The organism is Streptomyces sp. CA-250714 (genome assembly GCF_050936705.1).
Taxonomy (GTDB): domain Bacteria; phylum Actinomycetota; class Actinomycetes; order Streptomycetales; family Streptomycetaceae; genus Streptomyces.
This window is the reverse complement of record NZ_JBNJMI010000002.1, coordinates 3,072,187-3,095,872: the sequence shown is the minus strand read 5'-3', so window position 1 is coordinate 3,095,872 and position 23,686 is coordinate 3,072,187. Positions and strand designations below refer to the sequence as shown.

Here is a 23,686-nt window from a genome sequence, read left to right as displayed (position 1 = left end):
ACCGTCCCTTTCATGACCCAGCCAGTCACCGCGCACCCCCGCTTCAGCCAGGCCCTCACAGCCCTCGGCCTCGACCATGTAGAGGTCCGCGCCTTCCCCGAGGCCACCCGCACGGCGGCCGAGGCCGCCGCCGCGATCGGCTGCGACCTCAGCCAGATCGTCAAGTCCCTGGTCTTCGAGGCGGCCGGTACCCCTGTGCTGGTGCTGATGGACGGCGCCTCCCGCGTCGACGTCGCCCTCGTGCGGGAGATCCTCGGCGGTGCCACCGTCAAGCGCGCCGACGCCGGCACCGTCCGCGCCGCGACCGGCTACGCGATCGGCGGCGTACCGCCCTTCGGACACCTCACCGAGATGCGGGTGCTGGCCGACCGTGGACTGCTCGCCCATGAGACGGTCTGGGCCGCCGCCGGCACCCCGCACACCGTCTTCCCGCTCGACCCGAAGACGCTGATCGAGCACGCGGGCGGCACCCTGGTCGACGTACGCGAAGGAGCCGGGCGCGCGTCCGCCGCGGACGACGCCGAGTGACGCCGATAGTCGTCGCCGCGGTGCTGGCCGCGGCGCTCATCCACGCCACCTGGAACGCCCTGGCGCACGGCATCCGCGACCAGTTGCTCGCCTTCACCCTGGTCGGCGGCGGCGGTTCGGTGTGCGGTGCCGTACTGGCCTGCTTCACCCCGCTGCCGGCCGCCGGAGCCTGGCCGGCGCTGATCGTCTCGGCGGTGCTGCACGTCGTCTACCAGGCACTGCTGATGCGCTCCTTCCGGATGGGGGAGTTCGGGCAGATGTACCCCATCGCGCGGGGTACGGCGCCGCTGGTGGTCACCGTGCTCGCGGCGGTGTTCGTGCACGAGATGCCCGACCCCTGGCAGCTCGCCGGGGTGCTGCTGGCCTCGGCGGGACTGGTCGGGGTCGCGCTGTGGGGACTGCGCGGCAAGGGCCGCGACGACGGCGAGCCAGGCGCGGCGGCGCCGCAGTGGCCGGCGCTGACGGCCGCCGTGTGCACGGGGCTCGCCATCGCCGCGTACACCGTCGTGGACGGGGTGGGCGTCCGGGCCTCGGGCACCTCGCTGGGCTATATCGCGTGGCTGATGATCCTGGAGGGGCTGGCGATCCCCGCCTGGGCGATCGCCACCCGCCGCCGGGAGCTGCTCGTACAGCTGCGCCCCATCGCGCTGCGCGGGCTGCTGGGCGGCGCGCTGTCGGTGGTGGCGTACGGGCTGGTGCTGTGGGCGCAGACGCGGGCGCCGCTGGCACCGGTGGCGGCGCTGCGGGAGTCGTCGATCATCGCCGGGGCCGCGATCGGAGCCGTCTTCTTCAAGGAGCGCTTCGGCTGGCCCCGTACCGCGGCGAGCGTGCTGATGGTGGGCGGCATAGCGCTGATGCTGCACGGCAGCTGAGCCCAGCCCCGGGCGCTGCCGGGCACCCGGCCACGGCCGCTGCCCGGCGGCACCCCGCACGGGACTACCCTTGGGGGCTGGTCCCCAACAGGAGTGAGATGGCTGGCAACCGCGGCACCCCCGTGAACCTCGTCAACATGGAAGCCGTCGACAAGGTGCACGGCACACGCACCCTCCTCGACGCCGTCTCCCTGGGCGTCAGCGAGGCCGACAAGATCGGTGTCGTGGGCCGCAACGGCGACGGCAAGACCACCCTCATCAAGGTGCTGGCCCGCGAGGAGGCGCCGGACGCGGGCCGGGTCACGCACTCGGGCGGGCTCCGCATCGGCGTGCTGACCCAGCACGACTCCCTCGATCCGCTGGCCACCGTCCGGCACGAGGTGGTCGGCGACATGGCCGACCACGAGTGGGCGGGCGTCGCCCGCGTCCGCGACGTGCTCACCGGGCTGTTCGGCGGCCTGGACCTGCCGGGCTTCCCGCAGGGCCTGGACACCGTGATCGGCCCGCTCTCCGGCGGCGAGCGCCGCCGGATCGCGCTCGCCAAGCTGCTCATCGCCGAGCAGGATCTGATCGTGCTGGACGAGCCGACCAACCACCTCGACGTGGAGGGCATCTCCTGGCTCGCCGGTCATCTGCGGGCCCGCCGCTCCGCGCTGGTGTGCGTCACGCACGACCGCTGGTTCCTCGACCAGGTGGCCAACCGGATGTGGGACGTGCAGCGCGGTGCGGTGCACGAGTACGAGGGCGGCTACTCCGACTATGTCTTCGCCCGCGCGGAGCGGGAGCGTATCGCCGCGCAGGAGGAGACCAAGCGGCAGAACCTGATGCGCAAGGAGCTGGCCTGGCTGCGGCGCGGCGCTCCGGCCCGTACCAGCAAGCCCCGCTTCCGGGTCGAGGCGGCGAACGCGCTGATCGAGGGCGAGCCGCCGCCGCGGGACAGCCAGGAACTGATGCGGTTCGCCAACTCGCGGCTGGGCAAGACCGTCCTCGAACTGGAGGACGTGACCGTACAGGCCGGTCCGAAGGTGCTGCTCAAGCATCTGACGTGGCAGCTGGGGCCCGGCGACCGGATCGGTCTGGTCGGGGTCAACGGCGCGGGCAAGACCTCGCTGCTGCGGGCTCTCGCCGACACCGCGTACACCGGCGGTGAGCAGACGTCCCCGCTGGTGACCGAGGGCCGGATCAAGGTCGGCAAGACGGTGAAGCTGGCGTATCTCTCCCAGGAGGTCGCCGAGCTGGACCCGGCGCTGCGCGTCCTGGAGGCGGTGGAGGCCGTACGCTCCCGGATCGACCTCGGCAAGGGGCGGGAGATGACGGCCTCGCAGCTGTGCGAGCGGTTCGGCTTCGCCAAGGAGAAGCAGTGGACGCCGGTGGGCGACCTCTCCGGCGGCGAGCGGCGGCGGCTGCAGATCCTGCGGCTGCTGATGGAAGAGCCCAACGTCCTCTTCCTGGACGAGCCGACCAACGACCTGGACATCGAGACCCTTACCCAGCTGGAGGACCTGCTGGACGGCTGGGCGGGTTCCCTCGTCGTCATCTCGCACGACCGGTACTTCATCGAGCGCACCACGGACCGCGTGCACGCCCTGCTCGGCGACGCGACGCTGCGGATGCTGCCGCGCGGTATCGACGAGTATCTGGAGCGCCGGGCCCGGATGGAGGCCAGGGCCGCGGCGGCGGCCCCCGCGGCGGCACCGGAGGCGAGCGGTGCCGCGGCCAAGGCGCCCGCCGCGTCGGCCGGGACGCCCGCCAAGCCCGCCGCGCTCTCCCGTGCCGCGCAGAAGGAGATGCAGCGGATCGAGCGCCAGCTGGAGAAGGCCGAGCAGCGCGAGGCGGCCCTGCACGGCGAGATGGCCGAGCACGCCACCGACTTCGAGCGGATCGCGGGCCTGGACGCCGAACTGCGCGAGGTGCGCGAGAAGCGCGAGGAGCTGGAGATGCGCTGGCTGGAACTGGCGGAGTCGGAAGGCGCCTGACGGCCACGACAGGGCACGGCGGGAGCGGTGCGGCGGCCTCCGGTGCGTTCCGACTCGGTCCCGAGGTGATTGCGACTCGGTGTCACGCGCCCGGTGGCCGGGAACCGGCGCGGTGGCCGGTTCGTGTCCGATGGTAGAAAGAACTTCCGCTCTGAAGTCTGCCATTGGCAGGCCACTTGTCCGATTCGCTCGGCCCTACGGGGGTTTGCCCGACAGGGGTTGAAGGTCCGGCGCCGGTCTGCCCGTAACGAGGGATTGTTCATGTCGCAGCCGCCTCCGCCGCCTAGCCAGCCGCCATCCGGAGGCTTCGGCGCACCGCAGGAACCGCCGCGTGACCCGCAGGGTCAGCCGTCCTACGGCTACCCGCAGCAGCCGGACTCCGGCCAGTCCTACGGCTATCCGCAGCAGCCCCCGCAGCCTCCGCAGTCGCCGCTCTCGAAGTCGTCGGAGCCGCCCACACCCGCGGCGCCGCCCGGCTACGGCTACCCCCAGCAGGACCCGCAGCAGAACCCCCAGCAGAACGCGCACGCGGCGCCCACCCAGGCCGCCTTCGGCGCCGTGCCCCCGCCGACGGGGCCGCCCGGGCCGCCCGGACCGCCGCCCGGCACGCCCGCGCCCCCCGGTCCGCCGCCCGGCGGCTACGGGCAGCAGCCTCCGGGCGCCTACCCGTACGCCAACACCTCGGGCGGCATGCCCGGCGGCGGTGGCGGCAACAACAACTCCAAGATCATCGCCGTGGTGGCCGGTGTTGTCGTCGTCGCGCTGATAGCCGTCGCCGGTGTCTTCTTCCTGACCAAGGACGACGAGAAGAAGGACGAGTCCAAGGGCGGCGGGGGCTCCTCGCAGCAGAAGGACCCCAACTCGCCGCCGAAGGACCCGCAGGCCAAGCAGGTCGTCGACATGAAGGCGCCCGAGGTCAAGGACGTCACCAGCGTCGCCGGTGCCTGGGCCACCGACAAGGTGTTCGCCAAGTCCTCGGTCCGGCAGCTGCTCGTCCAGGACCTCAAGTCGGGCAACGAGACGAAGGTCCCGCTCAAGGGCAACGTCTGCGCGGCCTCCAACGAGGTGACCAAGGACAACAAGGTCGCCCTCATCGTCCAGGAGACCATCTCCAACAGCGCCGACTGCACCCGTATGGTCGTCGTCGACCTGGAGGCGAAGAAGATCGCCTGGGACAAGACGATGCCCAACTCGGACACCAGGTCCATCGACAACGTCGCCATCAGCGGTGACACCGTCGCCTCGGCGTGGATCGGCGGCTCGGTCGGCTACGAGATCTCCTCGGGGAAGCGGCTGTGGAAGGCCAAGCCCAGCAACTGCCGTGACGTCGGCTACCAGGGCGGCAAGTCGCTGGTCGCCGTCGTGGAGTGCGGCAACGACTTCGACAAGCCGCAGGTCTCCGTGCAGAAGCTGAACCCGAAGAACGGCGAGTCCAAGTGGAAGTACGAGCCGCCCAAGGGCGTCAAGAACGTCCGGGTCGCCTCCACGGACCCGCTGGTGCTGGTCGCCGGCGCGGGTGACGAGCTGACCAGCGATGTGTTCACCATCGGTGAGGACAAGAAGCTCAAGGCCAAGATCTCGCTGGGCGAGCGCTACAACAAGCCCTGCGAGCTGGAGGTCAACGGCTGCTACGGCATGGCTGTCGGCCCCGACACGGTCTACCTCTCGTCGGCCGAGCACGACGGCGAGAGCGGCGACCTGTCCGACACCAACGAGATCATGGCCTTCGACTTCAACACGGGCAAGCCGAAGTGGAAGTCGGGCGCCGGCGCCGACCGCAACATCATCCCGTTCAAGATGCAGGGCGACCACGTGCTGGGCTACAAGACGCCCAGCCTGGGCAAGGGCGGCGAGATCGTCAGCGTCGAGCCGAAGAAGGGCAAGCAGACGACGCTGCTGAAGATGCCGGCCTCCGACTTCGACGAGGGCGAGCAGGCGTTCTCCGTGGACGCCTACTCGGTGGACGCCCCGCTGATCTTCGAGGACAACAGGTTCTTCATCCAGGACAAGCTGATCTCCGAGCGCTCGTCCATCAGCGACTCGGCGCCGCGGCTGGCGGTCGGGTTCGCGCCGACCAGCGGTTGAGCACGCGGGCCGGCGAGCGGTTGAACAGATAGCCGAACCGCGCCGGCGCACAGCAGGTCCGAGCGGCCGCATCGGCCCGTCACGGTACGCCGTGGCGGGCCGTCGGCCGTCTTCAGGCGCTCGGTTCAAGCCCTCCCTTGGGGATTTCAGCCCGTAAGGGGCGCGGAACGGCGAGTGAGCGTGTAGCTTCCCGGAGAACAAAGAGGGGCTGCGTCCGGGGGTACGGGGCCATCGGGAGTGTTGTGGGGGGAGCGAGCTTGATGAGCGTGCGGCTCATGGTGGTGGACGACCATCGCCTGCTGGCCGAGGCTCTTGCCTCGGCGCTGAAGCTGCGCGGGCACCGCGTGCTCGCGGCGGCCGCGCCCAGCGCCGGCGCGGCCGAGCTGGTGATCAGCAGAGCACCGGAGGTGTGCCTGCTGGGTACGGCGACGCCCGCCGAACCAGGCGTCTTCGATCCGGTGGTACGGATCAAGAGAGAGAAACCGCAGATCGCGGTGGTGGTGCTCGGTCCGGTGCCGAGCCCGCGCGGGATCGCCTCCGCCTTCGCGGCGGGGGCGTCCGGCTATGTACGGCACGACGAGCGGATCGAGGGCGTCGAACGGGCCATGGTCAAGGCGCGGGCCGGGGAGGCGGCCGTCGCGCCGCAGTTACTGACGCAGTCGTTCGCCGAGCTCCTGAACCCGGCCGCCGAGCCGGACGACGAGGGCGCCCGGCTGTTGCAGATGCTGACGCCGCGGGAGGTGGAGGTGCTGGTGCGGGTCGCCGAGGGCGAGGACACCCGGCTGATCGCCGCCGGGATGGGCATCGCCCCGTCGACGGCACGTACCCATGTGCAGCGCGTGCTGATGAAGTTGGGGGTCGGCTCCCGGCTGGAGGCCGCAGCCCTCGCCGCCCGCACGGGCCTGCTGGAACGAGCGGGCGGCGCTGCGGGCGCGTGACCGGTCGCGCAGCCCCGCGCCCCGAAAGGGGCGCGGGGCTGCGCGAGCAACCACGACGGGGCCCGCAGCCCGCGGACGGCGGAAAGGGGCAACCCCTACTCGTCGTCCTGCGCCGGAGGCGGAATCGTCGGGCTCAGCCGGAGCCACACCAGGAACGCCAGGCCCAGGGCCAGCATGGCGAGCCCGGTCCACAGGTTGATGTTGATGTCCTGTGCCTTCTTCAGATCCTCTTCCGAGGCGAAGATCCCGGCGATGGTGACGATCACGCCGTAGACCACGAACAGACCGCCGATGATGCGCCGTACGTCGAAGAGCCGCGCCGCGGTCTGGGAGCGCCGCTCCAGTTCCTCGACGTCCTTGGCCACCTTCTGGGCGGCGGGCTTTGGAGTGCTGTTGTCGCTCATTGCGCTTCGGTGTCCTTCGCGTCGGAGCTCAGAAGGAGAACGGGATGTAGCAGATGGCGGCGAGGATCAGCGCGCCCCAGCCCAGCAGTGCGGGCTTGCGGTACCACGCGTCGTCGCCCTCGCCGGGCGGTTCCGGCTCGCCGGGCGAGCTGGTGCCGTAGACGAGGCCGGCGAGTTCCTCCGCGGGCTTGGGCTTGGTGAACAGCGTGACGGCCACCATCACCACCGCGCCCACCACGAAGGCCACGATCGAGGAGACGAAGTTGGCGCCCTGGTCGCTGGGGATGTCGATGACGCCCTGCTTGTAGAACCAGAAGTAGTTCACCATCGCGCCGGCGGTGCCGGTCAACAGCCCCCAGAAACCGGCGGCAGGCGTGGTCTTCTTCCAGAACATGCCGATGATGAAGACGACGAACAGCGGCACGTTGAAGAAGGAGAACAGCGTCTGGAGGTAGTTCATGATGTTGCTGAACGAGGAGGCGATGAACGCCGTCCCCATGCCGACCAGCACGCCGACGACGGTGACCCAGCGCGCCGTGGCCACGTAGTGCTCGTCGGGCCGGTCCTTCTTCAGATACGCCGCGTAGATGTCGTTGGTGAAGACGGTGTTGAAGGAGGAGATGTTGGCCGCCATACCGGCCATGAACGCCGCCAGCAGACCGGTGACCGCGATGCCGAGCACGCCGTTGGGCAGCAGATCGCGCATCAGGACCGGGATGGCATCGTTGTACTGCAGCCCGTCCTTGGTCTTGCCCAGCGTCGGCTCCATGACGAGCGCGATCAGACCGGGTATGACCACGACCATCGGGATGAAGATCTTGGGGAAGGCCGCGATCAGCGGGGTGCGCTGGGCCGCGGAGAGGTTCTTGGCGGACAGCGCGCGCTGCACCTCGGCGAAGTTGGTCGTCCAGTAGCCGAAGCTCATCACGAAGCCGAGACCCAGCACGATGGTCAGCCAGTTGGCGCCCAGCGGGTTGGCGGAGCCGATCCCGGTGCCGTCCCAGGCGGTCATGAAGGCACCGCCCTTCTCACCGGAGAGGGTGTCGGTGATCCCGCCCCAGCCGCCGACGCGCTTGAGGCCCACGACGGTGAGCGGGATCAGCGCGGCGAGGATCACGAAGAACTGGAGCACCTCGGTGTAGATCGCCGAGGAGAGGCCGCCGAGTGTGATGTACGCGAGCACGAAGAAGCCCGCGACGACGATGGAGATCCACAGCTCCCAGCCCAGCAGCGCCTTCAGTACGAGCGCGAGCGCGTAGAGGTTGACGCCCGCGATCAGCACCGAGGAGACCGCGAAGATGATCGAGCTGAGCAGATGGGAGGAGGGCCCGAACCGGTGCAGCAGGAACTCGGGCACCGAGCGGACCTTGGAGCCGTAGTAGAACGGCATCATCACCAGGCCGAGGAAGACCATGGCGGGGATGGCGCCGATCCAGTACCAGTGCACGGTGTAGACGCCGTACTGGGCGCCGTTGGCGGCCATGCCGAGGATCTCGGTGGCGCCCAGGTTGGCGGCCACGAAGGCGAGGCCGGTGATCCAGGCGGGCAGCGACCGGCCGGAGAGGAAGAAGTCGAGGCTGGTCTTCACACTGCGCCGGGCGGCGAAGCCGATCCCGAGTACCACGGCGAAGTAGATGCCGAGAAGTGTGTAATCGAGTCCGTTGGTGGGGAGCCGTAGCCCTTCGGCCAGGTGCAACATGGGTCACTCGCTTCATTGCGCGATCGGAACGGACGCGAACGTACCGCCGATGTTTCAACTTTTGAAAGGTCATGTTGCAAGAGTTTGTTTGATTGTGATGATTCCCGGAGGGGCTCGGACGCAGGGGTGGCGCAGCGGGGCCGCAGGGGCGGAATCGGCGTCTGTTGGCTCGTGGTTCCTTGTGTGCGATTATGTTTGAGGTCCAGGAACGAGGAGCCATCCGGTGAAGAAGACCTCAGGCCGTCTGGCCGACGGCCGCGAGATCGTTTACTACGACCTGAGCGACGATGCTGTCCGTACCGCCGTCGACCGGCGTCCGATGCCCGCCATCGAGGCGCTCTCCGAGATCCGGCACGACCCGCTGCTGGACGAGTGGGTCGGCGTCACCGCGCACCGCAACGCCCGCACCTACCACCCGCCGGCCGACGAGTGCCCGCTGTGCCCCTCCCGCGAGGGGCGGATGAGCGAGATCCCGGAGTCCGACTACGACGTCGCCGTCTTCGAGAACCGCTTCCCCTCCTTCCGCGGCGCACCCGGCAAGGAGGAGAGCGAGGGCCCCTCCGGGCTCTTCCGGCACGCGCCAGGGGCCGGGCGCTGCGAGGTGGTCAGCTTCACCTCCGACCACCACGCCTCCTTCGCCGACCTCGACGAGGAGCAGGCCCGCCTCGTCCTGGACGTATGGACCGACCGGACCGCCGAGCTGTCCAGGTCGCCAGGCGTCGAGCAGGTGTACTGCTTCGAGAACCGCGGCGAGGAGATCGGGGTGACCCTCTCCCATCCGCACGGCCAGATCTACGGCTATCCGTTCACCACCCCGCGCACCACCCGCGTGCTGCGCTCGCTGGCCGAGTACGCCGGCGGGCCCGGCGGCGGCAACCTCTTCGACGACCTCGTCGCGGCCGAACGCGCCGCCGGGGACCGGGTCGTCATCGACGGCGAACACTGGACGGCGTTCGTCCCTTACGCCGCGCACTGGCCGTACGAGGTGCACCTGTACCCCACGGCCCGGGTGCCCGACCTGCCGTCGCTCGGCGAGGCGGCCCGCGCCGAGTTCCCCGGGATCTACCTGGAACTGCTGCGCCGCTTCGACCGCGTCTTCGGCGAGCACGAGCCCCCCACCCCCTACATCGCCGCCTGGCACCAGGCGCCGTTCGCCGCCGAACCCGCCCCCGGCCTCGCGGACCGTGCGGAGTTCGCGCTGCATCTGGAGCTTTTCACCATCCGACGGGCTCCCGGCAAGCTGAAGTTCCTCGCGGGTTCCGAATCCGGCATGAACGTGTTCATCAACGATGTGCCGCCGGAAGCCGCGGCGAGGCGCCTGCGTGAGGTCGCTTCGTGAATCACACAGAATCAGGTGGTTTCGTGGGCTCCGTGGCCGGAGAAGCGACCCGAGCAAAGGACAGGCGCAATGGCTAAGTACCTGGTGACCGGCGGGGCCGGATATGTGGGCAGCGTCGTGGCGGCGCACCTGCTCGAGGCGGGGCACACCGTCACGGTGCTCGACGACCTCGACACCGGCTTCCCCCAGGGCGTACCGGCCGGCGCCGAGTTTGTCGACGGCCGCATCCAGGACGCCGGGCGCGTGCTGGACGCCTCGTACGACGGCGTACTGCACTTCGCCGCGCACTCCAAGGTCGGCGAGTCCGTCGAGCAGCCCGAGAAGTACTGGCGCAACAACGTCGGCGGCACCATCGAGCTGCTGGCCGCCATGCGCCGGGCGGGCGTGCGCAAGCTGGTCTTCTCCTCCACGGCCGCCGTCTACGGCGAGCCCGAGCGCACCCCCATCACCGAGACCGACCCCGCCGCGCCCACCAGCCCCTACGGGGCCTCGAAGCTGGCCGTCGACCACATGATCAGCGGCGAGTGCCGGGCACACGGCCTGGCCGCCGCCTCGCTGCGCTACTTCAACGTCGCGGGCGCCTACTTCACCGCCGACGGCACCGCCTACGGCGAGCGTCACGACCCCGAGTCGCATCTGATCCCGCTGGTCCTCCAGGTCGCCCAGGGGCGGCGGGAGGCGATCTCCGTCTACGGCGACGACTACCCGACCCCCGACGGCACCTGCGTACGCGACTACATCCACGTCGCCGACCTCGCCAAGGCACATCTGCTCGCCCTCGACCACGCCGCGCCGGGCGAGCATCTGATCTGCAACCTCGGCAACGGCAACGGCTTCTCCGTACGGGAGGTCATCGAGACCGTCCGCAAGGTCACAGGCCATGAGGTGCCCGAAAAGGTCGCCCCGCGCCGGGGCGGCGACCCGGCCGTCCTCGTCGCCTCCGCCGACCGGGCCCGCAAGGAGCTGGGCTGGCAGCCGGAGCGCAGCGGGCTGGCGGAGATCGTCGCCGACGCCTGGCGGTTCGCGCAGCACGCCTCGGGCACACCGGAACGGACGCCGGAGGGCACAGCGTGAGCCAGGACGCCCGGGAGGGGTTCCGGGAGATCTACGGCGCCGAGCCGGAGGGTGTCTGGGCGGCGCCCGGCCGGGTCAACCTCATCGGCGAACACACGGACTACAACGACGGTTTCGTGATGCCCCTCGCCCTCCCGCACACCGTGCACGCCGCCGCCGCACGGCGCGACGACGGCGTACTGCGGCTGCACTCGGCCGATGTGCCGGGCGCCGCCTACCAGTTGCGGCTCGACGAGCTGACGCCGGGCGCGGATGGCGGCTGGGCCGCGTACCCGTCCGGTGTCGTCTGGGCGCTGCGCGAGGCGGGGCTGCCGGTCGGCGGCGCGGATGTGCAGATCACCAGCACCGTGCCCACCGGCGCCGGGCTCTCCTCGTCGGCCGCGCTGGAGGTCGCCACCGGCCTCGCGCTGTCCGAGCTGTACGAGCTGGGGCTGTCCAGGCCGCAGTTGGCGCGGCTGTGCCAGCGGGCCGAGAACGACTTCGTCGGCATGCCCTGCGGGATCATGGACCAGATGGCCTCCGCCTGCTGCACCGAGGGCCACGTCCTCCACCTGGACACCCGCGATCTGACCCAGCGGCAGGTCCCGTTCGACCTGGCCGCCGAGGGGCTGCGGATGCTCGTCGTCGACACCCGCGTCAAGCACACACTGGCCGACGGCGCCTACGCGGGACGCCGCCGGGCGTGCGAGGCGGGCGCGGCGGCACTCGGGATTCCGGCGCTGCGCGATGTGGAGTACGAGGAGCTGGATGCCGCCCTCGCCCGCCTGGACGCCCGGCTTGACGATCCCGAAGTACGCGGCTGTGTACGGCACATCGTCACCGAGAACCGCCGGGTCGAGGAGATCATCGCGCTGCTGGACGCCGGTGATCCGCGCGCGGTGGGCGCGGTGCTGACCGCGGGGCACGCCTCCCTGCGGGACGACTTCCGCGTCTCCTGCGCGGAGCTGGACCTGGTGGTCGAGGTGGCGCTGGCCGCCGGCGCGCTCGGCGCCAGGATGACCGGCGGCGGCTTCGGCGGCTCGGCGATCGTGCTGGCCGAGGAGACCGAGACCGAGAAGATCGGTGAGGCGGTGACCTCGGCGTTCGAGGCGGCGGGCCACCTGGCCCCGCACGTGTTCGAGGCGGTACCGAGCGCGGGCGCGCGGCGCTTGTGAGACCGTGCGCCGGGCGGTGGACGGCGGCTGCGGGGCGGACGCCGGGTCGGCCGGACGGCGGCCGGACAGCGCACGCGTTGCGGTCGCACATGTGCGCTCCCGACGCGCCCTGGCGCGCCCCCGTGGGGTCACGAGTAGAACGACTTTTGTGATTAGCCTTCCGTTGTCACAGCTCGTCCGTACTCTGAACCTTGTGCACAGCATCGGTGGGGGCCGGTGCTGATCAGGGGGCGAGACAGCCGGGTACGACGCCCAGGGGCGGGGTAGACAGCGAACACGGCGGCGGCCGTGTCGATAGCGCGCTTTCCCGCGCATGGGCGCCGTGCCCGCACTGCCAGGGGGTGCCATGCAACGTATTCGTGTGCTGGTGGTCGACGACCACCGCATTTTCGCCGAGTCCTTGGCGGCCGCGCTCGCGGCCGAACAGGACGTCGAAGTAGGAGCCGCGGGCAGCGGCGCGGCAGCGCTGCGCCATCTGGAGCGCGGCGCGGCCGAGGGCCGCCGGTTCGACGTCCTGCTCGTGGACGCGGACCTGGGCGCACCGTTGAACGGAGCAGCACCGCCCCTCCAGGCCGCTCCCGCCCAGACCGGTCCGCCCCACCAGGCGCCGGTGCCCGCCCAGGGCGGACCGCCGCACACGGCCGCGGTGCGGTCGAACGGCGAGAAGCCCGCGCCCGCCCCCGGCAAGCCGCTCGGCGCACCCGACAGCGACACCGCGGTGGGCGCGAGCGCCGCCGGTCCCGTCGGCGCCGCGGCAGTGGCCGACTCCCCGCCCGCCATGGCAGCCGCGGGAGGGTTACCGCTGGTGGCGCGGGTACGCGCCGACTATCCGGCGGTGCGCACCGTCGTTCTCGCCGAGCGCGACGACCCCCGGCACGCCGCCGCTGCGCTCCAGGCCGGCGCCGGCGGCTGGGTCGCCAAGGACTGCTCCCTCTCCCGCCTCCTCCAGGTGATCCGCGGCGTCCTCAAGGACGAGACGCATCTGCCGCCCGCCCTGCTCACCGGCGTACTCAAGGAGTTGACCGCCAGCCGCAAGCACCGCACCGAGAGCGAACGCCTCGTGGAGTCGCTGACCCCGCGCGAGCGGGAGGTGCTGCGGTGCATGGTGGCCGGGCTGGGCCGCAAGGCGGTCGCGGAGCGGCTGTATCTGTCGCCCCACACGGTGCGGACCCATATGCAGAACGTCCTGGGGAAGCTGGGCGTCCACTCCACGCTGCAAGCCGTCGCCCTGGCCCGGCGTGCCGGGGTGGGCCCGGCGGAGCTGGAGCCGGCCGTAGCACGCTGAAGTGCCCCGAAGGGGCACGCGGAACTGCTCCCCTGGGGGCACCCCCGGCCGGAGACTGGGGGACTTCGGCCGGGAGGTGCCCCCACCGGCCACGAACGACCCGCAGCCTGCAACCGCCACGCAGGGGCAGCCCCTGATCCGGACATCCGGGAGGGCAGGGGCAAGATGGTGGGATCACCTTCTGAGCGTGGAGATGTGGCATGCAGCAGATGACCGAAGCCCAGTGGCGCGACTTCGTCCTGACGGGCACCCGCACCGGCAAGCTGGCGACCACCCGCAAGGACGGGCGCCCCCATGTCACCCCGGTGTGGTTCCTGCTGGACGACGAGGGCCGGCTCCTCTTCAACACGGGCGGCAACTCGCTGAAGTACCACGCCCTGCGCCGCGATCCGCGCTTCGCCCTGTGCGTGGACGACCAGGAGCCGCCCTTCAGCTTTGTGATGCTGGAGTGCGTCGCGGCGGAGTTCCTCGACGATCTGGACCTGATGCGCGAGTGGGCCACCCGCATCGGCGGCCGCTACATGGGCGCGGACCGCGCCGACGAGTACGGGCAGCGGAACGCCGCCCCGGGCGAGTATCTGGTGCGGGCCCGCGTCGAACGGGCCGTCGCCTACGCCGACATGGCCGACTGAGGAGGATGGGGCGCCGGGCCCGGCTCACACCGAGTTCTTGAAGACGCTCCAGCCCCCGTCCACCACCAGCCCGGCGCCCGTCACGAAGGAGGCGTCCTCCGAGAGCAGGAAGGCGATGGCGGCGGCGACCTCGTCGGGGCGCCCATGGCGGCCGATCACGGTCTCCGCCGCGGCCTGCCGCCGGTCCTCCTCCTCGACCCCGTCCCAGGCGGGCGTCATGATCGGGCCGGGCAGTACGGAGTTGACCCGTACCCGGGGGCCGAAGTCCGCGGCGAGCTGGCGGCCGAGCCCGGTCAGCCCCGCCTTGCCGGCGGCGTACGCGGGCCGCCCCGGCAGTCCGACCAGGGCGTGCACGGAGGAGGTCAGCACCACGGCGCCGCCGCGTTCGCGCAGGTCGGGCACGCAGGCGCGGACTCCGAGAAAGGCGCCGGTCAGATTCACCCCGAGCTGCGCCTCCCAGTCGGAGACGGAGATCTCGTCGGCGGCGCCGCCTCGGACCATCGCCGCGTTGCAGACCAGCCCGTCCACCGGGCCGAACCCCTGACGTGCCGTCTCCACCGCGCGGGTCCACGCCGGTTCGTCGGTGACGTCGCCGAGGACGAACGCCGCCCTTCCACCGGATGCCGTGATCTCCCGCGCGGTGCGGTGCGCCCCGGCCTCCTCCTTGTCGAGGAGGACGACTGCCGCTCCCTCGTCGGCGAGCCGGTGCGCCGTCGCGGCACCGATGCCGGAGCCGCCACCGGAGATGACGACCGTACGTCCCTCGAACCGCGCGCCCATGGCCATGCGCGTGATCGTACGGCCCGGAGCGGGCGCCGGGGTAGGCACTCGGCCGGACCGGGCGCGGCCGGATCCCGGCCGGTGCCCGTGGCCCGGACGAGGGGCTCAGATGGGGATGTTGTCGAACGGCGCCGTCAGCTGCCGCAGCAGCGAGGCGAGTTCGCCGCGCTGCACGGGGGAGAGCTCGGCGAGGATGGAGCGCTCCTGGTCGAGCAGTCCGGCCAGCGCGCTGTCCGCGCGGTCCCGCCCCTCGGCGGTGAGCCGGACCAGGACGCCGCGCCGGTCGCTGGGGTCGGGCAGCCGTTCGACGAGGCCCTTCTTGGCGAGGCGGTCGATGCGGTTGGTCATCGTCCCGGAGGTGACCAGCGTCTGGGTGAGCAGCTGGCCGGGAGAGAGCTGGTAGGGGGTGCCCGCGCGGCGCAGCGCGGTCAGTACGTCGAACTCCCACGGCTCCAGGCCGTGCTCGGAGAACGCGATGCGGCGGGCGCGGTCCAGATGCCGGGCCAGTCTGCTGACCCGGCTGAGCACCTCGAGCGGTTCGACGTCGAGGTCAGGGCGCTCCCGGCGCCAAGCTGCCACCAAACGGTCGACCTCGTCCTCCATGGGATCAGTGTAGAGGTTGTGTCGACGTGAAGTCTCTTGACGTCAAGAGAGCGTCCGTTGCACCCTGCTGCCATGTGGGACCCCCAGCAGTATCTCCGGCACTCCGGCCCTCGGCTGCGCCCCGTCCTCGATCTTCTCGCACAGGTACCCGACCGGCTGCCCGGTCATCCCCGCGTCCGGATCGCCGATCTCGGCTGCGGTCCCGGCGGCCCCAGCGCGCCCCTCGCCGAACGCTGGCCCGAGGCGCACATCACCGGATACGACAGCTCGCCGGAGATGCTCCGCGAGGCCGCCGAGCACACCCGGCCAGGCCGCCTCGACTTCGTCCACGCCGACCTCGCCCACTGGCGCCCCGACCCCGCCGAGCACTTCGGCCTGCTCTTCTCCAACGCGGCGCTCCACTGGGTGCCCGGCCACCAGCACGCCTTCCCCGACTGGCTCGCGGCCCTGCCGGCCGGCGGCACCCTCGCCTTCCAGGTGCCCGGCAACTTCTCGGCGCCGAGCCACACCCTGCTGGCCGAACTGCGCGACTCCCCGCGCTGGGGGCACCTCCCTGTTCGAGCGAAGCCGAGAACTCGGGGGAGGGACCGCCTCGGCGCCCCGTCCCGGACCGCCTCCGTACTCACCCCCGCCGAGTACGCGGACATCCTCGCCCCGCTCGGCCCGAACGGCTGCGCCGTCGAGGCCTGGGAGACCACCTATCTCCACCGGCTGACCGGCCCCGACCCCGTCCTCGAATGGGTCAAGGGCACCACACTGCGCCCCGTACTGGCCCACCTCGCCGACGACCCCGCCGCCCGCGACGGCTTCCTCGCCGAGTACGCGGAGGCGCTACGCGAGGCGTATCCGCCCGGCGCGGACGGCACCACGGCCTTTCCCTTCCGCCGCGTGTTCGTCGTCGCGGTGAAGCGGTGAGGGGGTGCCCCTGTCCGTCGTACGCGGACTGCGGGTGAGTTGTGGTTTGTCGCGCAGTTCCCCGCGCCCCTTCGGGGCGCGGGGACGCAAGACCTACGGCTGCTGCTTCGCGGCCCGCCACTCCGGGGCGAGGACGGACCAGATCTCCATGTCGGCCCGCTTGCCCCGGTAGAAGAAGCTCTCCCTCAGTACGCCGTCCCTGGTCATGCCGAGACGGCGGGCCACGGCGATGCTGGGCTCGTTCGACGAGGAGACGTGCCACTCGACGCGGTGGATGCCGCGCTCTTCGACGGCCCAGTCGATGATGCGGTGTGCCGCCCGGGTCACCAGGCCCTTGCCCACCGCCGACGGCTCCAGCCAGCAGCCCGCCTCGGCAGTGCCCTGGGCCAGGTCCATCGTCCGGAAGAGCACCCCGCCGACGAGCTTGTCGTCCGCCGTCCAGATGCCGTAGATCCGCCCGGTGTCGGTGGCGGCCTTCTCCGCGTACGACTGGAGGAAGGCGCGGGCCGACTCCAGGTCCTTGTTGGCGTCCGGCAGCCCCACGTGCTGCCCGATGAACTCCCGCCCGCGCTCGATGTGGGCCAGGAACTCCTCGGCCTGCCACGGTTCGAGCGGCCGCAGTTCGGCGCCGTCGTCACCCAGGGATATCGCGAACATCCTCGTCCTCCGCGGTCGAACGTGCGCACACCTCGGCACACTGCGAGGGGAGCTTCGCACACGTTCTGCGCGCGGACCGAGGGATTTTCCGCACGGCTGCGGACCAGCCGCCGTGCGCCGATCAGCCCTCCGTGCGGCCCTGCGCCTCTTCCAACCGGCGTGGCCGCGGGGCGATTTCGCGGGCGATGCCGTCCAGTACCAGCTTCAGCCCGTGCTCGAAGTCGCCCTCGGTGAGGCGGAAGGTGTTGTGCTCGCCGGTGAGAGCGGCGGCCAGCGTGGGGCGGCTCGCCAACTCCTCGGGGCTGAGCGGGATTCCGGGGCTGACGGCGGTCAGCGTGGCGCCCAGCGCGTACGACTCGGTCAGCAGGACGGCGCGGGCCGCGTCCTGCACCGGCCAGCCGGCTTCGGTCAGCACGTTGAGCACGGTGTCGAAGCTGTCGAGGGAGCGCTGGTTGCGGGTGGGACGGCGCATCACCAGGGGGACCGCGTTGGGGTGCCGGCGGAAGGTGTGGAAGTAGCGGCGGGCCAGCCCGTCCAACTCCGCGCGCCAGCTTCCCGTCGGGCTCCAGCCCTCGTTGATCTCCTGGACGATCGCGTCCACGACCGCTTCGAACACGCCCTCCCGGTCCCGGACGTACTTGTAGAGCGACGGACTGGTCACCCCCAGCCGCTGGGCCAGCCTGCGCATCGACAGACCCTCGACGCCCTCCTCGTCCAGCGTGCGCAGCGCCTCGTCGAGCACTGCGGGACGGGAGATACGAGGCGGGCGAGGCATGGGGGAACTCCGGGACTCGCGGGGAGACGGTGCGCCCGATCCTAGGGGGGTACTTGGTGGGAGGGAGTGCGACAGAACGTCAGAACTCGTCGAGCGCTTCCAACGTGATGTCGATATGGAGTGCGAATCACAACGAGTGACAACCGTGGAGGTTTACGACCGCCTGTGACCTATCAGCCGGGGCTTCTGTTCCAGGCCGTCCAGGCCGTGCCAGGCGAGGTTGACGAGGTGGGCGGCGACCTCGGCCTTCTTGGGTTTGCGGACGTTGAGCCACCACTGTCCCGTCAGCGCGACCATGCCGACCAGGGCCTGGGCGTAGAGGGGGGAGAGCTTGGCGTCGAAGCCGCGGTTCTTGAACTCGCGGCCGAGGATGTCCTCGACCTGGGTGGCGATGTCGGAGATCAGCGAGGCGAAGGTGCCGGTCGACTGGGGGAGCGGGGAGTCCCGCACCAGGATGCGGAAGCCGTCGGTGTACTGCTCGATGTAGTCGAGCAGCGCGAACGCCGCCTGCTCCAGCAGCTCACGGGGGTGGCCCCCCGTGAGCGCTCCCGTCACCATGTCCAGCAGGCGCCGCATCTCGCGGTCGACGACGACCGCGTACAGGCCCTCCTTGCCGCCGAAGTGCTCGTAGACGACCGGCTTGGACACCCCGGCCTTGTGAGCGATCTCCTCGACCGACGTTCCTTCGAAGCCGCGTTCGGCGAACAGGGTGCGGCCGATGTCCAGCAGCTGCTCACGGCGCTCCTTGCCGGTCATCCGGCGGCGGGCGCGTTTCTTGGGGCTGCTGGACGGCGGCGTCGGCTCGTCGGTCGGCACAGGATGGGCCTTCCCTGTCGTCTGGCTTGCTGGGAGCCCAAGGGGCAGGGCCGGCCCCTGGGTCAGCACAGCATCATGCCGCCCTGGCCGGCTGCTCCGGACGGCGGGAGTCCGAGTCGGCCGCCTGGGCCGCCGCCTGGTCCTGTTCCGCGTCGTGCGGGGCGCTCTGCGCGGACTGTGCCGGCTTACGGCGGCGCGAGCCCTCCGTGTTGCGCCGCGAGTCCAGCCGGTCGTGCTTCGGCCAGCGCACGTCGTACGCCCAGCCGGCCTTCTCGAACCAGCGGATGATGCGCGCGCTGGAGTCGATCTGTCCGCGCTCGACGCCGTGCCGGGCGCAGGTGGGGTCAGCGTGGTGCAGGTTGTGCCAGGACTCGCCGCAGGACAGGATCGCCAGCCACCACACGTTGCCCGACCGGTCCCGGGACTTGAAGGGGCGCTTGCCGACGGCGTGGCAGATGGAGTTGATCGACCAGGTGACGTGGTGCAGCAGTGCGACGCGCACCAGCGAGCCCCAGAAGAACGCGGTCACCGCGCCCTGCCACGACCAGGTGGCGAGTCCGCCGATCACCGGCGGGATCATCAGCGAGACGACCGTCCACATCACGAACTGGCGGGAGACGGCGCGCAGCGCGGGGTCCTTGACCAGGTCCGGCGCGTACTTGTGCTGCGGCGTCTGCTCCTCATCGAACATCCATGCGACGTGCGCCCACCACAGGCCCTTCATCAGCGCGGGGATCGTCTCCCCGTACCGCCACGGGGAGTGCGGGTCGCCCTCGGCGTCGGAGAACTTGTGGTGCTTGCGGTGGTCGGCGACCCAGCGCACCAGCGGGCCTTCCACGGCGAGTGAGCCCATGACGGCGAGCGCGATCCGCAGCGGGCGCTTCGCCTTGAAGGAACCGTGTGTGAAGTAGCGGTGGAAGCCGATCGTGATGCCGTGGCAGCCGATGTAGTACATCGCGACCAGCAGCCCCAGATCCAGCCAGCTCACCCCCCATCCCCAGGCGAGCGGCACGGCGGCCACCAGCGCGACGAAGGGAACGGTGATGAACAGCAGCAGCGCGATCTGTTCGGCCGAGCGCCGCTTCTCACCCCCCAGCGTCGCGGACGGCAGCGAGTCGGGGGAGACGCCCTGCGGCGAGTCGGCGGGGGCGGGCTTCGGCGAATTGGCGGGGCTGGCCTGCGGCGAACTGTCGAGCACGTCCGGGCTTGTCGTCATAGATGTCCCTCATTGGACCTCGGCTTGGCTACGGTTCCGTAACCTACGGCGACGTAAGTATGGCAGCCGTAAGTGACGGGACAAGAGGGGTGCGCGCCGGGGCGGGGTCCGCCGCGCTGCCCACCCCTCGGACGGAGTTCCTGTACCACGCTGCGGCCGACCTATCCTTGTTCCGTCGGACAGCGCGGTCCGCCACCTGCCCGAAGCAACCCCGCAAGGGAAGCAACCCCGCAAGGGAGCCGCACCTGTGAGCAGCGCCGACAGCAACCAGCGAACCCCCGAGCCGTCTGAAAACCTGCCCGGATCGAGTGACCCCGGGACGGTGGGAAGCGCCGTGGGCGGGAGCGTTTCCGGTGGGGGGTCCACCGGCTGGAAGGCTTCCGGCGGACAGACCTCCGGGGCGTCCTCCGGGGAGCCGGCCGGCAGCCACGGCCTCAGCGTGGACAGCGTGGACGCGGCCGAGTCGAGCTCAGCGCTCCGTGCCGACATCCGCAGGCTGGGCGATCTGCTCGGCGAGACGCTGGTCCGCCAGGAGGGCGCTGAGCTGCTGGAGCTTGTCGAGCGGGTACGCGCGCTCACCCGCAGTGACGGGGAGGCGGCTGCCGAGCTGCTGGGCGAGACAGATCTGGAGACCGCCACCAAGCTGGTGCGGGCCTTCTCCACCTACTTCCACCTGGCCAACGTCACCGAGCAGGTGCACCGCGGCCACGAGCTGCGCAGGCGCCGCGCAGGCGACGGCGGGATGCTCGCCCGTACCGCCGACATGCTCAAGGACGCCGACCCGGCGCATCTGGCGAACACCGCGCGTCACCTCTCCGTACGGCCCGTCTTCACCGCGCACCCCACCGAGGCGGCCCGCCGCTCGGTGCTGACGAAGCTCCGCAAGATCGCGGAGTTGCTGGAGGAGTCCGAGGGGCAGCTGGGCGGGGCCGAGCGCCGCCGCACCGATCTGCGGCTGGCCGAGAACGTCGATCTGATCTGGCAGACCGACGAGCTGCGGGTCGCCCGCCCCGAGCCCGCCGACGAGGCGCGCAACGCCATCTACTACCTGGACGAGCTGCACCGCGGCGCCGTCGGCGACGTGCTGGAGGACCTGGCGGCCGAGCTGGAGCGCGCCGGCGCCCCGCTGCCGTCCGGCACCCGCCCGCTGACATTCGGCACCTGGATCGGCGGCGACCGCGACGGCAACCCCAACGTCACGCCCGAGGTCACCTGGGATGTGCTGCTGCTCCAGCACGAGCACGGCATCACCGACGCCCTCGCACACGTGGACGAGCTGCGCGGCGCCCTGTCCAACTCGATCCGTAACTGCGGCGCCACACAGCCGCTGCTGGACTCCCTGGAGAAGGACCTCGCCCGGCTCCCGGAGATCAGCCCCCGCTACAAGCGCCTCAACGCGGAGGAGCCCTACCGGCTCAAGGCCACCTGCATCCGGCAGAAGCTGCTCAACACTCGCACCCGGCTCGCCGAGAAGCTCCCGCACACCGAGGGCTGGGACTATCTGGGCACCGGCGAGCTGCTCGCCGACCTCGCCCTCATCCAGGACTCGCTGCGCGAGCACCGCGGCGGTCTGGTCGCCGACGGCCGGCTGGAGCGCGCCATCCGCACGACGGCCGCCTTCGGCCTCCAGCTCGCCACGATGGACGTACGCGAGCACGCCGACGCACACCACCACGCGCTCGGCCAGCTCTTCGACCGGCTCGGCGAGGAGTCCTGGCGCTACGCCGACATGCCGCGCGACTACCGGCAGCGGCTGCTGGCCAAGGAGCTGCGCTCCCGCCGCCCGCTCGCCCCGAGCCCCGCACCGCTGGACGCGGCCGGCGCCAAGACACTCGGCGTCTTCGAGACGATCCGCAAGGCCCTGGAGACCTTCGGGCCCGAGGTCGTCGAGTCGTACATCATCTCGATGTGCCAGGGTGCCGACGATGTGTTCGCCGCCGCCGTCCTCGCCCGCGAGGCCGGGCTGATCGACCTGCACGGCGGCTGGGCCAGGATCGGCATCGTGCCGCTGCTGGAGACCACGGACGAGCTGAAGATCGCCGACGAGCTGCTCGACGCGATGCTCTCCGACCCCTCCTACCGCAAGCTGGTCTCGCTGCGCGGCGACCTCCAGGAGGTCATGCTCGGCTACAGCGACTCCTCCAAGTTCGGCGGCATCACCACCAGCCAGTGGGAGATCCACCGCGCCCAGCGCCGACTGCGTGACGTAGCACACAGGCACGGCGTACGGCTGCGGCTCTTCCACGGCCGGGGCGGCACCGTCGGCCGCGGCGGCGGCCCCACCCACGACGCGATCCTCGCCCAGCCCTGGGGCACCCTGGAGGGTGAGATCAAGGTCACCGAGCAGGGTGAGGTCATCTCCGACAAGTACCTGGTGCCCTCCCTCGCCAGGGAGAACCTGGAGCTGACCGTCTCGGCCACCCTCCAGGCTTCGGCCCTGCACACTTCGCCCCGCCAGTCCGACGAGGCGCTGGCCCGCTGGGACGCGGCGATGGACACCGTCTCCGACGCGGCGCACCGGGCCTACCGCGAGCTGGTCGAGGACCCGGATCTGCCCGCGTACTTCTTCGCCTCCACCCCCGTCGACCAGCTCGCCGAGCTCCACCTGGGCTCCCGCCCCTCCCGGCGCCCCGACACCGGTGCGGGCCTGGACGGGCTGCGGGCCATTCCGTGGGTGTTCGGCTGGACCCAGTCGCGGCAGATCGTCCCCGGCTGGTTCGGCGTCGGTACGGGCCTGAAGGCCGCCCGCGAGGCCGGGCTGGACAGCGTGCTCGAAGAGGCGCACACGCACTGGCACTTCTTCCGCAACTTCCTCTCCAACGTCGAGATGACGCTGGCCAAGACAGACCTGCGGATCGCGCGCCACTACGTCGAGACCCTGGTGCCCGAGGAGCTGCGGCATGTGTTCGCCACCATCGAGGCCGAACACGCCCGCACGGTGGAGGAAGTGCTCCGTATCACCGGCGAGAGCGAGCTGCTGGAGGCCAACCCGGTCCTCCAGAAGACGCTGAAGATCCGCGACGCCTACCTCGACCCGATCTCCTACCTCCAGGTCTCCCTGCTGCACCGCCAGCGCCGGGCCGCGGCGGAGGGCAAGGAGCCGGACGAAAACCTGAGCCGTGCGCTGCTGCTGACCGTCAACGGCGTGGCAGCGGGCCTGCGCAACACGGGCTGAGGTCCGGTTGAGGGTCGAGGGCTGAGGGCCGAGGGCCTGGGGGCTGTCTCAGAAACTGAGCAGCGCCCAGGCCCCGCCCGTGATCAGCGCCACCAGCCCGGTCCGCCGAGGCCAAGAAGCTGGCCAAGGAGAAAGGGCACAAGTAAGTAGGAGCCCGCGCCCAGCGGTTCTCCTGACTCTTCGTGACGCCTCCACTACACTCGCCGGTAACTGTCCGGGGGGCGCTCCTGACGCTACGCGCGTCAGCGAACCGGTGAGCGAGGGGGAGGGGCAGCGCTGTATGTCGTTCGAGAATGAATGGGAGCAGCACAAGCAGAACGGGGGGTCACCGGGAATCCAGCTCAACCAGGCAACCACTCCGGACCTTGGCCCTGGCGGCGGAAGGCGGATGGACGGTTCCGGCTGGCTGGTCGTCAAGGACGAGGAACTGGGCAAGATCGGTCATGCCGCTTTCAGCCTCTACCAGGGGCTGAAGAAGGACGCGGACATCGAAAACGCCGGGGACAAGGCAGCGATCACCCGGGCCGCCGCGCACTTGAGCGCGCACTCCTTCCTGCTGGGCAAGGCCCTTGGCCGCACGGCGGAGGTGTGGGGCTCGCAGCTCAAGACGGTGTTGCAGGGGTGCGCGCACATCTCCAACCACCTGGACTACTCGAAGAGTTCACAGAAGGTGGAGGACAGGAAGATCGGCGCTCAGATCCTCGGGAAGGACGGCACGGCTCTGCCCCCGTCCAAGATCTCCCGCCTGCTGGACTGAGGGGCG

General features: G+C 71.0%; 21 protein-coding genes. 13 read left to right on the top strand and 8 right to left on the bottom strand.

The features are described 5' to 3' along the window. The first annotated feature begins 12 nt into the window (after positions 1–12). The 5 genes from ACQEU8_RS32655 (at position 13) to ACQEU8_RS32635 (ending at position 6,399) form a co-directional block, all read left to right on the top strand. Positions 13–528 (top strand): YbaK/EbsC family protein, encoded by a 516-nt coding sequence (locus tag ACQEU8_RS32655; protein ID WP_433107536.1) that lies wholly within the window; start codon positions 13–15, stop codon positions 526–528. Next, positions 525–1,400, top strand: coding sequence for an EamA family transporter (locus tag ACQEU8_RS32650; RefSeq protein WP_433107534.1), 876 nt, complete (start codon positions 525–527; stop codon positions 1,398–1,400). The genes ACQEU8_RS32655 and ACQEU8_RS32650 overlap by 4 nt, the downstream gene beginning before the upstream one ends. Positions 1,401–1,498: 98 nt before the next feature. After that, positions 1,499–3,376: an ABC-F family ATP-binding cassette domain-containing protein gene (locus tag ACQEU8_RS32645; protein ID WP_433107532.1), complete on the top strand. Its 1,878-nt coding sequence runs from the start codon at positions 1,499–1,501 to the stop codon at positions 3,374–3,376. A 261-nt stretch (positions 3,377–3,637) separates the two neighbouring features. Beyond that, a complete protein-coding gene (locus ACQEU8_RS32640) occupies positions 3,638–5,461 on the top strand; it encodes a PQQ-binding-like beta-propeller repeat protein (protein WP_433107530.1) in 1,824 nt (607 codons plus the stop codon). A 260-nt stretch (positions 5,462–5,721) separates the two neighbouring features. After that, positions 5,722–6,399 carry a helix-turn-helix transcriptional regulator gene (locus tag ACQEU8_RS32635; RefSeq protein ID WP_433107528.1) on the top strand — a complete coding sequence of 226 codons (678 nt, stop codon included), beginning with the start codon at positions 5,722–5,724 and terminating at the stop codon, positions 6,397–6,399. Positions 6,400–6,494: 95 nt separating this feature from the next. On the opposite strand, the gene ACQEU8_RS32630 is transcribed toward ACQEU8_RS32635, so the two are convergent. Both ACQEU8_RS32630 and ACQEU8_RS32625 read right to left on the bottom strand, forming a co-directional pair. Beyond that, positions 6,495–6,803, bottom strand: coding sequence for a hypothetical protein (locus tag ACQEU8_RS32630; protein WP_433107526.1), 309 nt, complete (start codon positions 6,801–6,803; stop codon positions 6,495–6,497). Positions 6,804–6,831: 28 nt separating this feature from the next. After that, positions 6,832–8,502: a sodium:solute symporter family protein gene (locus tag ACQEU8_RS32625; RefSeq protein ID WP_433107524.1), complete on the bottom strand. Its 1,671-nt coding sequence runs from the start codon at positions 8,500–8,502 to the stop codon at positions 6,832–6,834. A 223-nt stretch (positions 8,503–8,725) separates the two neighbouring features. On the opposite strand from ACQEU8_RS32625, the gene galT reads away from it, so the two are divergent. The 5 genes from galT to ACQEU8_RS32600 all read left to right on the top strand — a co-directional run bounded on the left by galT (position 8,726) and on the right by ACQEU8_RS32600 (position 13,986). Next, positions 8,726–9,841: a galactose-1-phosphate uridylyltransferase gene (gene galT / locus ACQEU8_RS32620; RefSeq protein ID WP_433107522.1), complete on the top strand. Its 1,116-nt coding sequence runs from the start codon at positions 8,726–8,728 to the stop codon at positions 9,839–9,841. A gap of 69 nt (positions 9,842–9,910) precedes the next feature. Further along, the gene (gene galE, locus ACQEU8_RS32615; protein ID WP_433107520.1) at positions 9,911–10,915 is read left to right on the top strand and encodes a UDP-glucose 4-epimerase GalE; all 1,005 of its coding nucleotides are present in this window, start codon (positions 9,911–9,913) and stop codon (positions 10,913–10,915) included. Beyond that, positions 10,912–12,069 (top strand): galactokinase, encoded by a 1,158-nt coding sequence (gene galK, locus ACQEU8_RS32610; protein WP_433107518.1) that lies wholly within the window; start codon positions 10,912–10,914, stop codon positions 12,067–12,069. The genes galE and galK overlap by 4 nt, the downstream gene beginning before the upstream one ends. A gap of 346 nt (positions 12,070–12,415) precedes the next feature. Then, the gene (locus tag ACQEU8_RS32605; protein ID WP_433107516.1) at positions 12,416–13,354 is read left to right on the top strand and encodes a response regulator transcription factor; all 939 of its coding nucleotides are present in this window, start codon (positions 12,416–12,418) and stop codon (positions 13,352–13,354) included. A gap of 200 nt (positions 13,355–13,554) precedes the next feature. After that, complete coding sequence (locus ACQEU8_RS32600) at positions 13,555–13,986, top strand: PPOX class F420-dependent oxidoreductase (protein ID WP_433107514.1); 432 nt, start codon at positions 13,555–13,557, stop codon at positions 13,984–13,986. Positions 13,987–14,010: 24 nt separating this feature from the next. Here ACQEU8_RS32600 and ACQEU8_RS32595 read toward each other — a convergent pair whose 3' ends face one another. Together ACQEU8_RS32595 and ACQEU8_RS32590 are read right to left on the bottom strand one after the other, a co-directional pair. Beyond that, a complete protein-coding gene (locus ACQEU8_RS32595; protein WP_433107512.1) occupies positions 14,011–14,772 on the bottom strand; it encodes an SDR family NAD(P)-dependent oxidoreductase in 762 nt (253 codons plus the stop codon). Positions 14,773–14,871: 99 nt separating this feature from the next. Then, complete coding sequence (locus ACQEU8_RS32590; protein ID WP_433107510.1) at positions 14,872–15,369, bottom strand: MarR family winged helix-turn-helix transcriptional regulator; 498 nt, start codon at positions 15,367–15,369, stop codon at positions 14,872–14,874. Between the two features lie 72 nt (positions 15,370–15,441). Between ACQEU8_RS32590 and ACQEU8_RS32585 the strand changes: the two genes are divergently transcribed. After that, positions 15,442–16,284: a methyltransferase domain-containing protein gene (locus ACQEU8_RS32585; RefSeq protein WP_433107508.1), complete on the top strand. Its 843-nt coding sequence runs from the start codon at positions 15,442–15,444 to the stop codon at positions 16,282–16,284. A gap of 93 nt (positions 16,285–16,377) precedes the next feature. Here ACQEU8_RS32585 and ACQEU8_RS32580 read toward each other — a convergent pair whose 3' ends face one another. The 4 genes from ACQEU8_RS32580 to ACQEU8_RS32565 form a co-directional block, all read right to left on the bottom strand. Then, entirely contained in the window at positions 16,378–16,941 is a 564-nt protein-coding gene (locus ACQEU8_RS32580; protein ID WP_433107506.1) for a GNAT family N-acetyltransferase, read from the bottom strand. Between the two features lie 121 nt (positions 16,942–17,062). Next, positions 17,063–17,716 (bottom strand): TetR/AcrR family transcriptional regulator C-terminal domain-containing protein, encoded by a 654-nt coding sequence (locus tag ACQEU8_RS32575; protein WP_433107504.1) that lies wholly within the window; start codon positions 17,714–17,716, stop codon positions 17,063–17,065. Positions 17,717–17,869: 153 nt separating this feature from the next. Further along, positions 17,870–18,472 (bottom strand): TetR/AcrR family transcriptional regulator, encoded by a 603-nt coding sequence (locus ACQEU8_RS32570; RefSeq protein ID WP_221506569.1) that lies wholly within the window; start codon positions 18,470–18,472, stop codon positions 17,870–17,872. A 133-nt stretch (positions 18,473–18,605) separates the two neighbouring features. Continuing rightward, the gene (locus ACQEU8_RS32565; protein WP_433107502.1) at positions 18,606–19,748 is read right to left on the bottom strand and encodes an acyl-CoA desaturase; all 1,143 of its coding nucleotides are present in this window, start codon (positions 19,746–19,748) and stop codon (positions 18,606–18,608) included. 439 nt (positions 19,749–20,187) lie between these two features. On the opposite strand from ACQEU8_RS32565, the gene ppc reads away from it, so the two are divergent. Beyond that, the gene (gene ppc / locus ACQEU8_RS32560) at positions 20,188–22,923 is read left to right on the top strand and encodes a phosphoenolpyruvate carboxylase (RefSeq protein WP_433107500.1); all 2,736 of its coding nucleotides are present in this window, start codon (positions 20,188–20,190) and stop codon (positions 22,921–22,923) included. A 280-nt stretch (positions 22,924–23,203) separates the two neighbouring features. After that, complete coding sequence (locus ACQEU8_RS32555) at positions 23,204–23,680, top strand: hypothetical protein (RefSeq protein ID WP_433107498.1); 477 nt, start codon at positions 23,204–23,206, stop codon at positions 23,678–23,680. The last annotated feature ends 6 nt before the right edge of the window (positions 23,681–23,686 follow it).

Excerpts from the sequence above, each read along its gene's own strand:
- ACQEU8_RS32655 (WP_433107536.1), top strand. The coding sequence starts at position 13 with ATGACCCAGCCAGTCACCGCGCACCCCCGCTTCAGCCAGGCCCTCACA.
- ACQEU8_RS32645 (WP_433107532.1), top strand. The coding sequence starts at position 1,499 with ATGGCTGGCAACCGCGGCACCCCCGTGAACCTCGTCAACATGGAAGCC.
- ACQEU8_RS32640 (WP_433107530.1), top strand. The coding sequence starts at position 3,638 with ATGTCGCAGCCGCCTCCGCCGCCTAGCCAGCCGCCATCCGGAGGCTTC.
- ACQEU8_RS32635 (WP_433107528.1), top strand. The coding sequence starts at position 5,722 with ATGAGCGTGCGGCTCATGGTGGTGGACGACCATCGCCTGCTGGCCGAG.
- ACQEU8_RS32630 (WP_433107526.1), bottom strand. The coding sequence starts at position 6,803 with ATGAGCGACAACAGCACTCCAAAGCCCGCCGCCCAGAAGGTGGCCAAG.
- ACQEU8_RS32625 (WP_433107524.1), bottom strand. The coding sequence starts at position 8,502 with ATGTTGCACCTGGCCGAAGGGCTACGGCTCCCCACCAACGGACTCGAT.
- galE (WP_433107520.1), top strand. The coding sequence starts at position 9,911 with ATGGCTAAGTACCTGGTGACCGGCGGGGCCGGATATGTGGGCAGCGTC.
- ACQEU8_RS32605 (WP_433107516.1), top strand. The coding sequence starts at position 12,416 with ATGCAACGTATTCGTGTGCTGGTGGTCGACGACCACCGCATTTTCGCC.
- ACQEU8_RS32600 (WP_433107514.1), top strand. The coding sequence starts at position 13,555 with ATGCAGCAGATGACCGAAGCCCAGTGGCGCGACTTCGTCCTGACGGGC.
- ACQEU8_RS32595 (WP_433107512.1), bottom strand. The coding sequence starts at position 14,772 with ATGGCCATGGGCGCGCGGTTCGAGGGACGTACGGTCGTCATCTCCGGT.
- ACQEU8_RS32590 (WP_433107510.1), bottom strand. The coding sequence starts at position 15,369 with ATGGAGGACGAGGTCGACCGTTTGGTGGCAGCTTGGCGCCGGGAGCGC.
- ACQEU8_RS32585 (WP_433107508.1), top strand. The coding sequence starts at position 15,442 with ATGTGGGACCCCCAGCAGTATCTCCGGCACTCCGGCCCTCGGCTGCGC.
- ACQEU8_RS32580 (WP_433107506.1), bottom strand. The coding sequence starts at position 16,941 with ATGTTCGCGATATCCCTGGGTGACGACGGCGCCGAACTGCGGCCGCTC.
- ACQEU8_RS32575 (WP_433107504.1), bottom strand. The coding sequence starts at position 17,716 with ATGCCTCGCCCGCCTCGTATCTCCCGTCCCGCAGTGCTCGACGAGGCG.
- ACQEU8_RS32570 (WP_221506569.1), bottom strand. The coding sequence starts at position 18,472 with ATGACCGGCAAGGAGCGCCGTGAGCAGCTGCTGGACATCGGCCGCACC.
- ACQEU8_RS32565 (WP_433107502.1), bottom strand. The coding sequence starts at position 19,748 with ATGACGACAAGCCCGGACGTGCTCGACAGTTCGCCGCAGGCCAGCCCC.
- ACQEU8_RS32555 (WP_433107498.1), top strand. The coding sequence starts at position 23,204 with ATGTCGTTCGAGAATGAATGGGAGCAGCACAAGCAGAACGGGGGGTCA.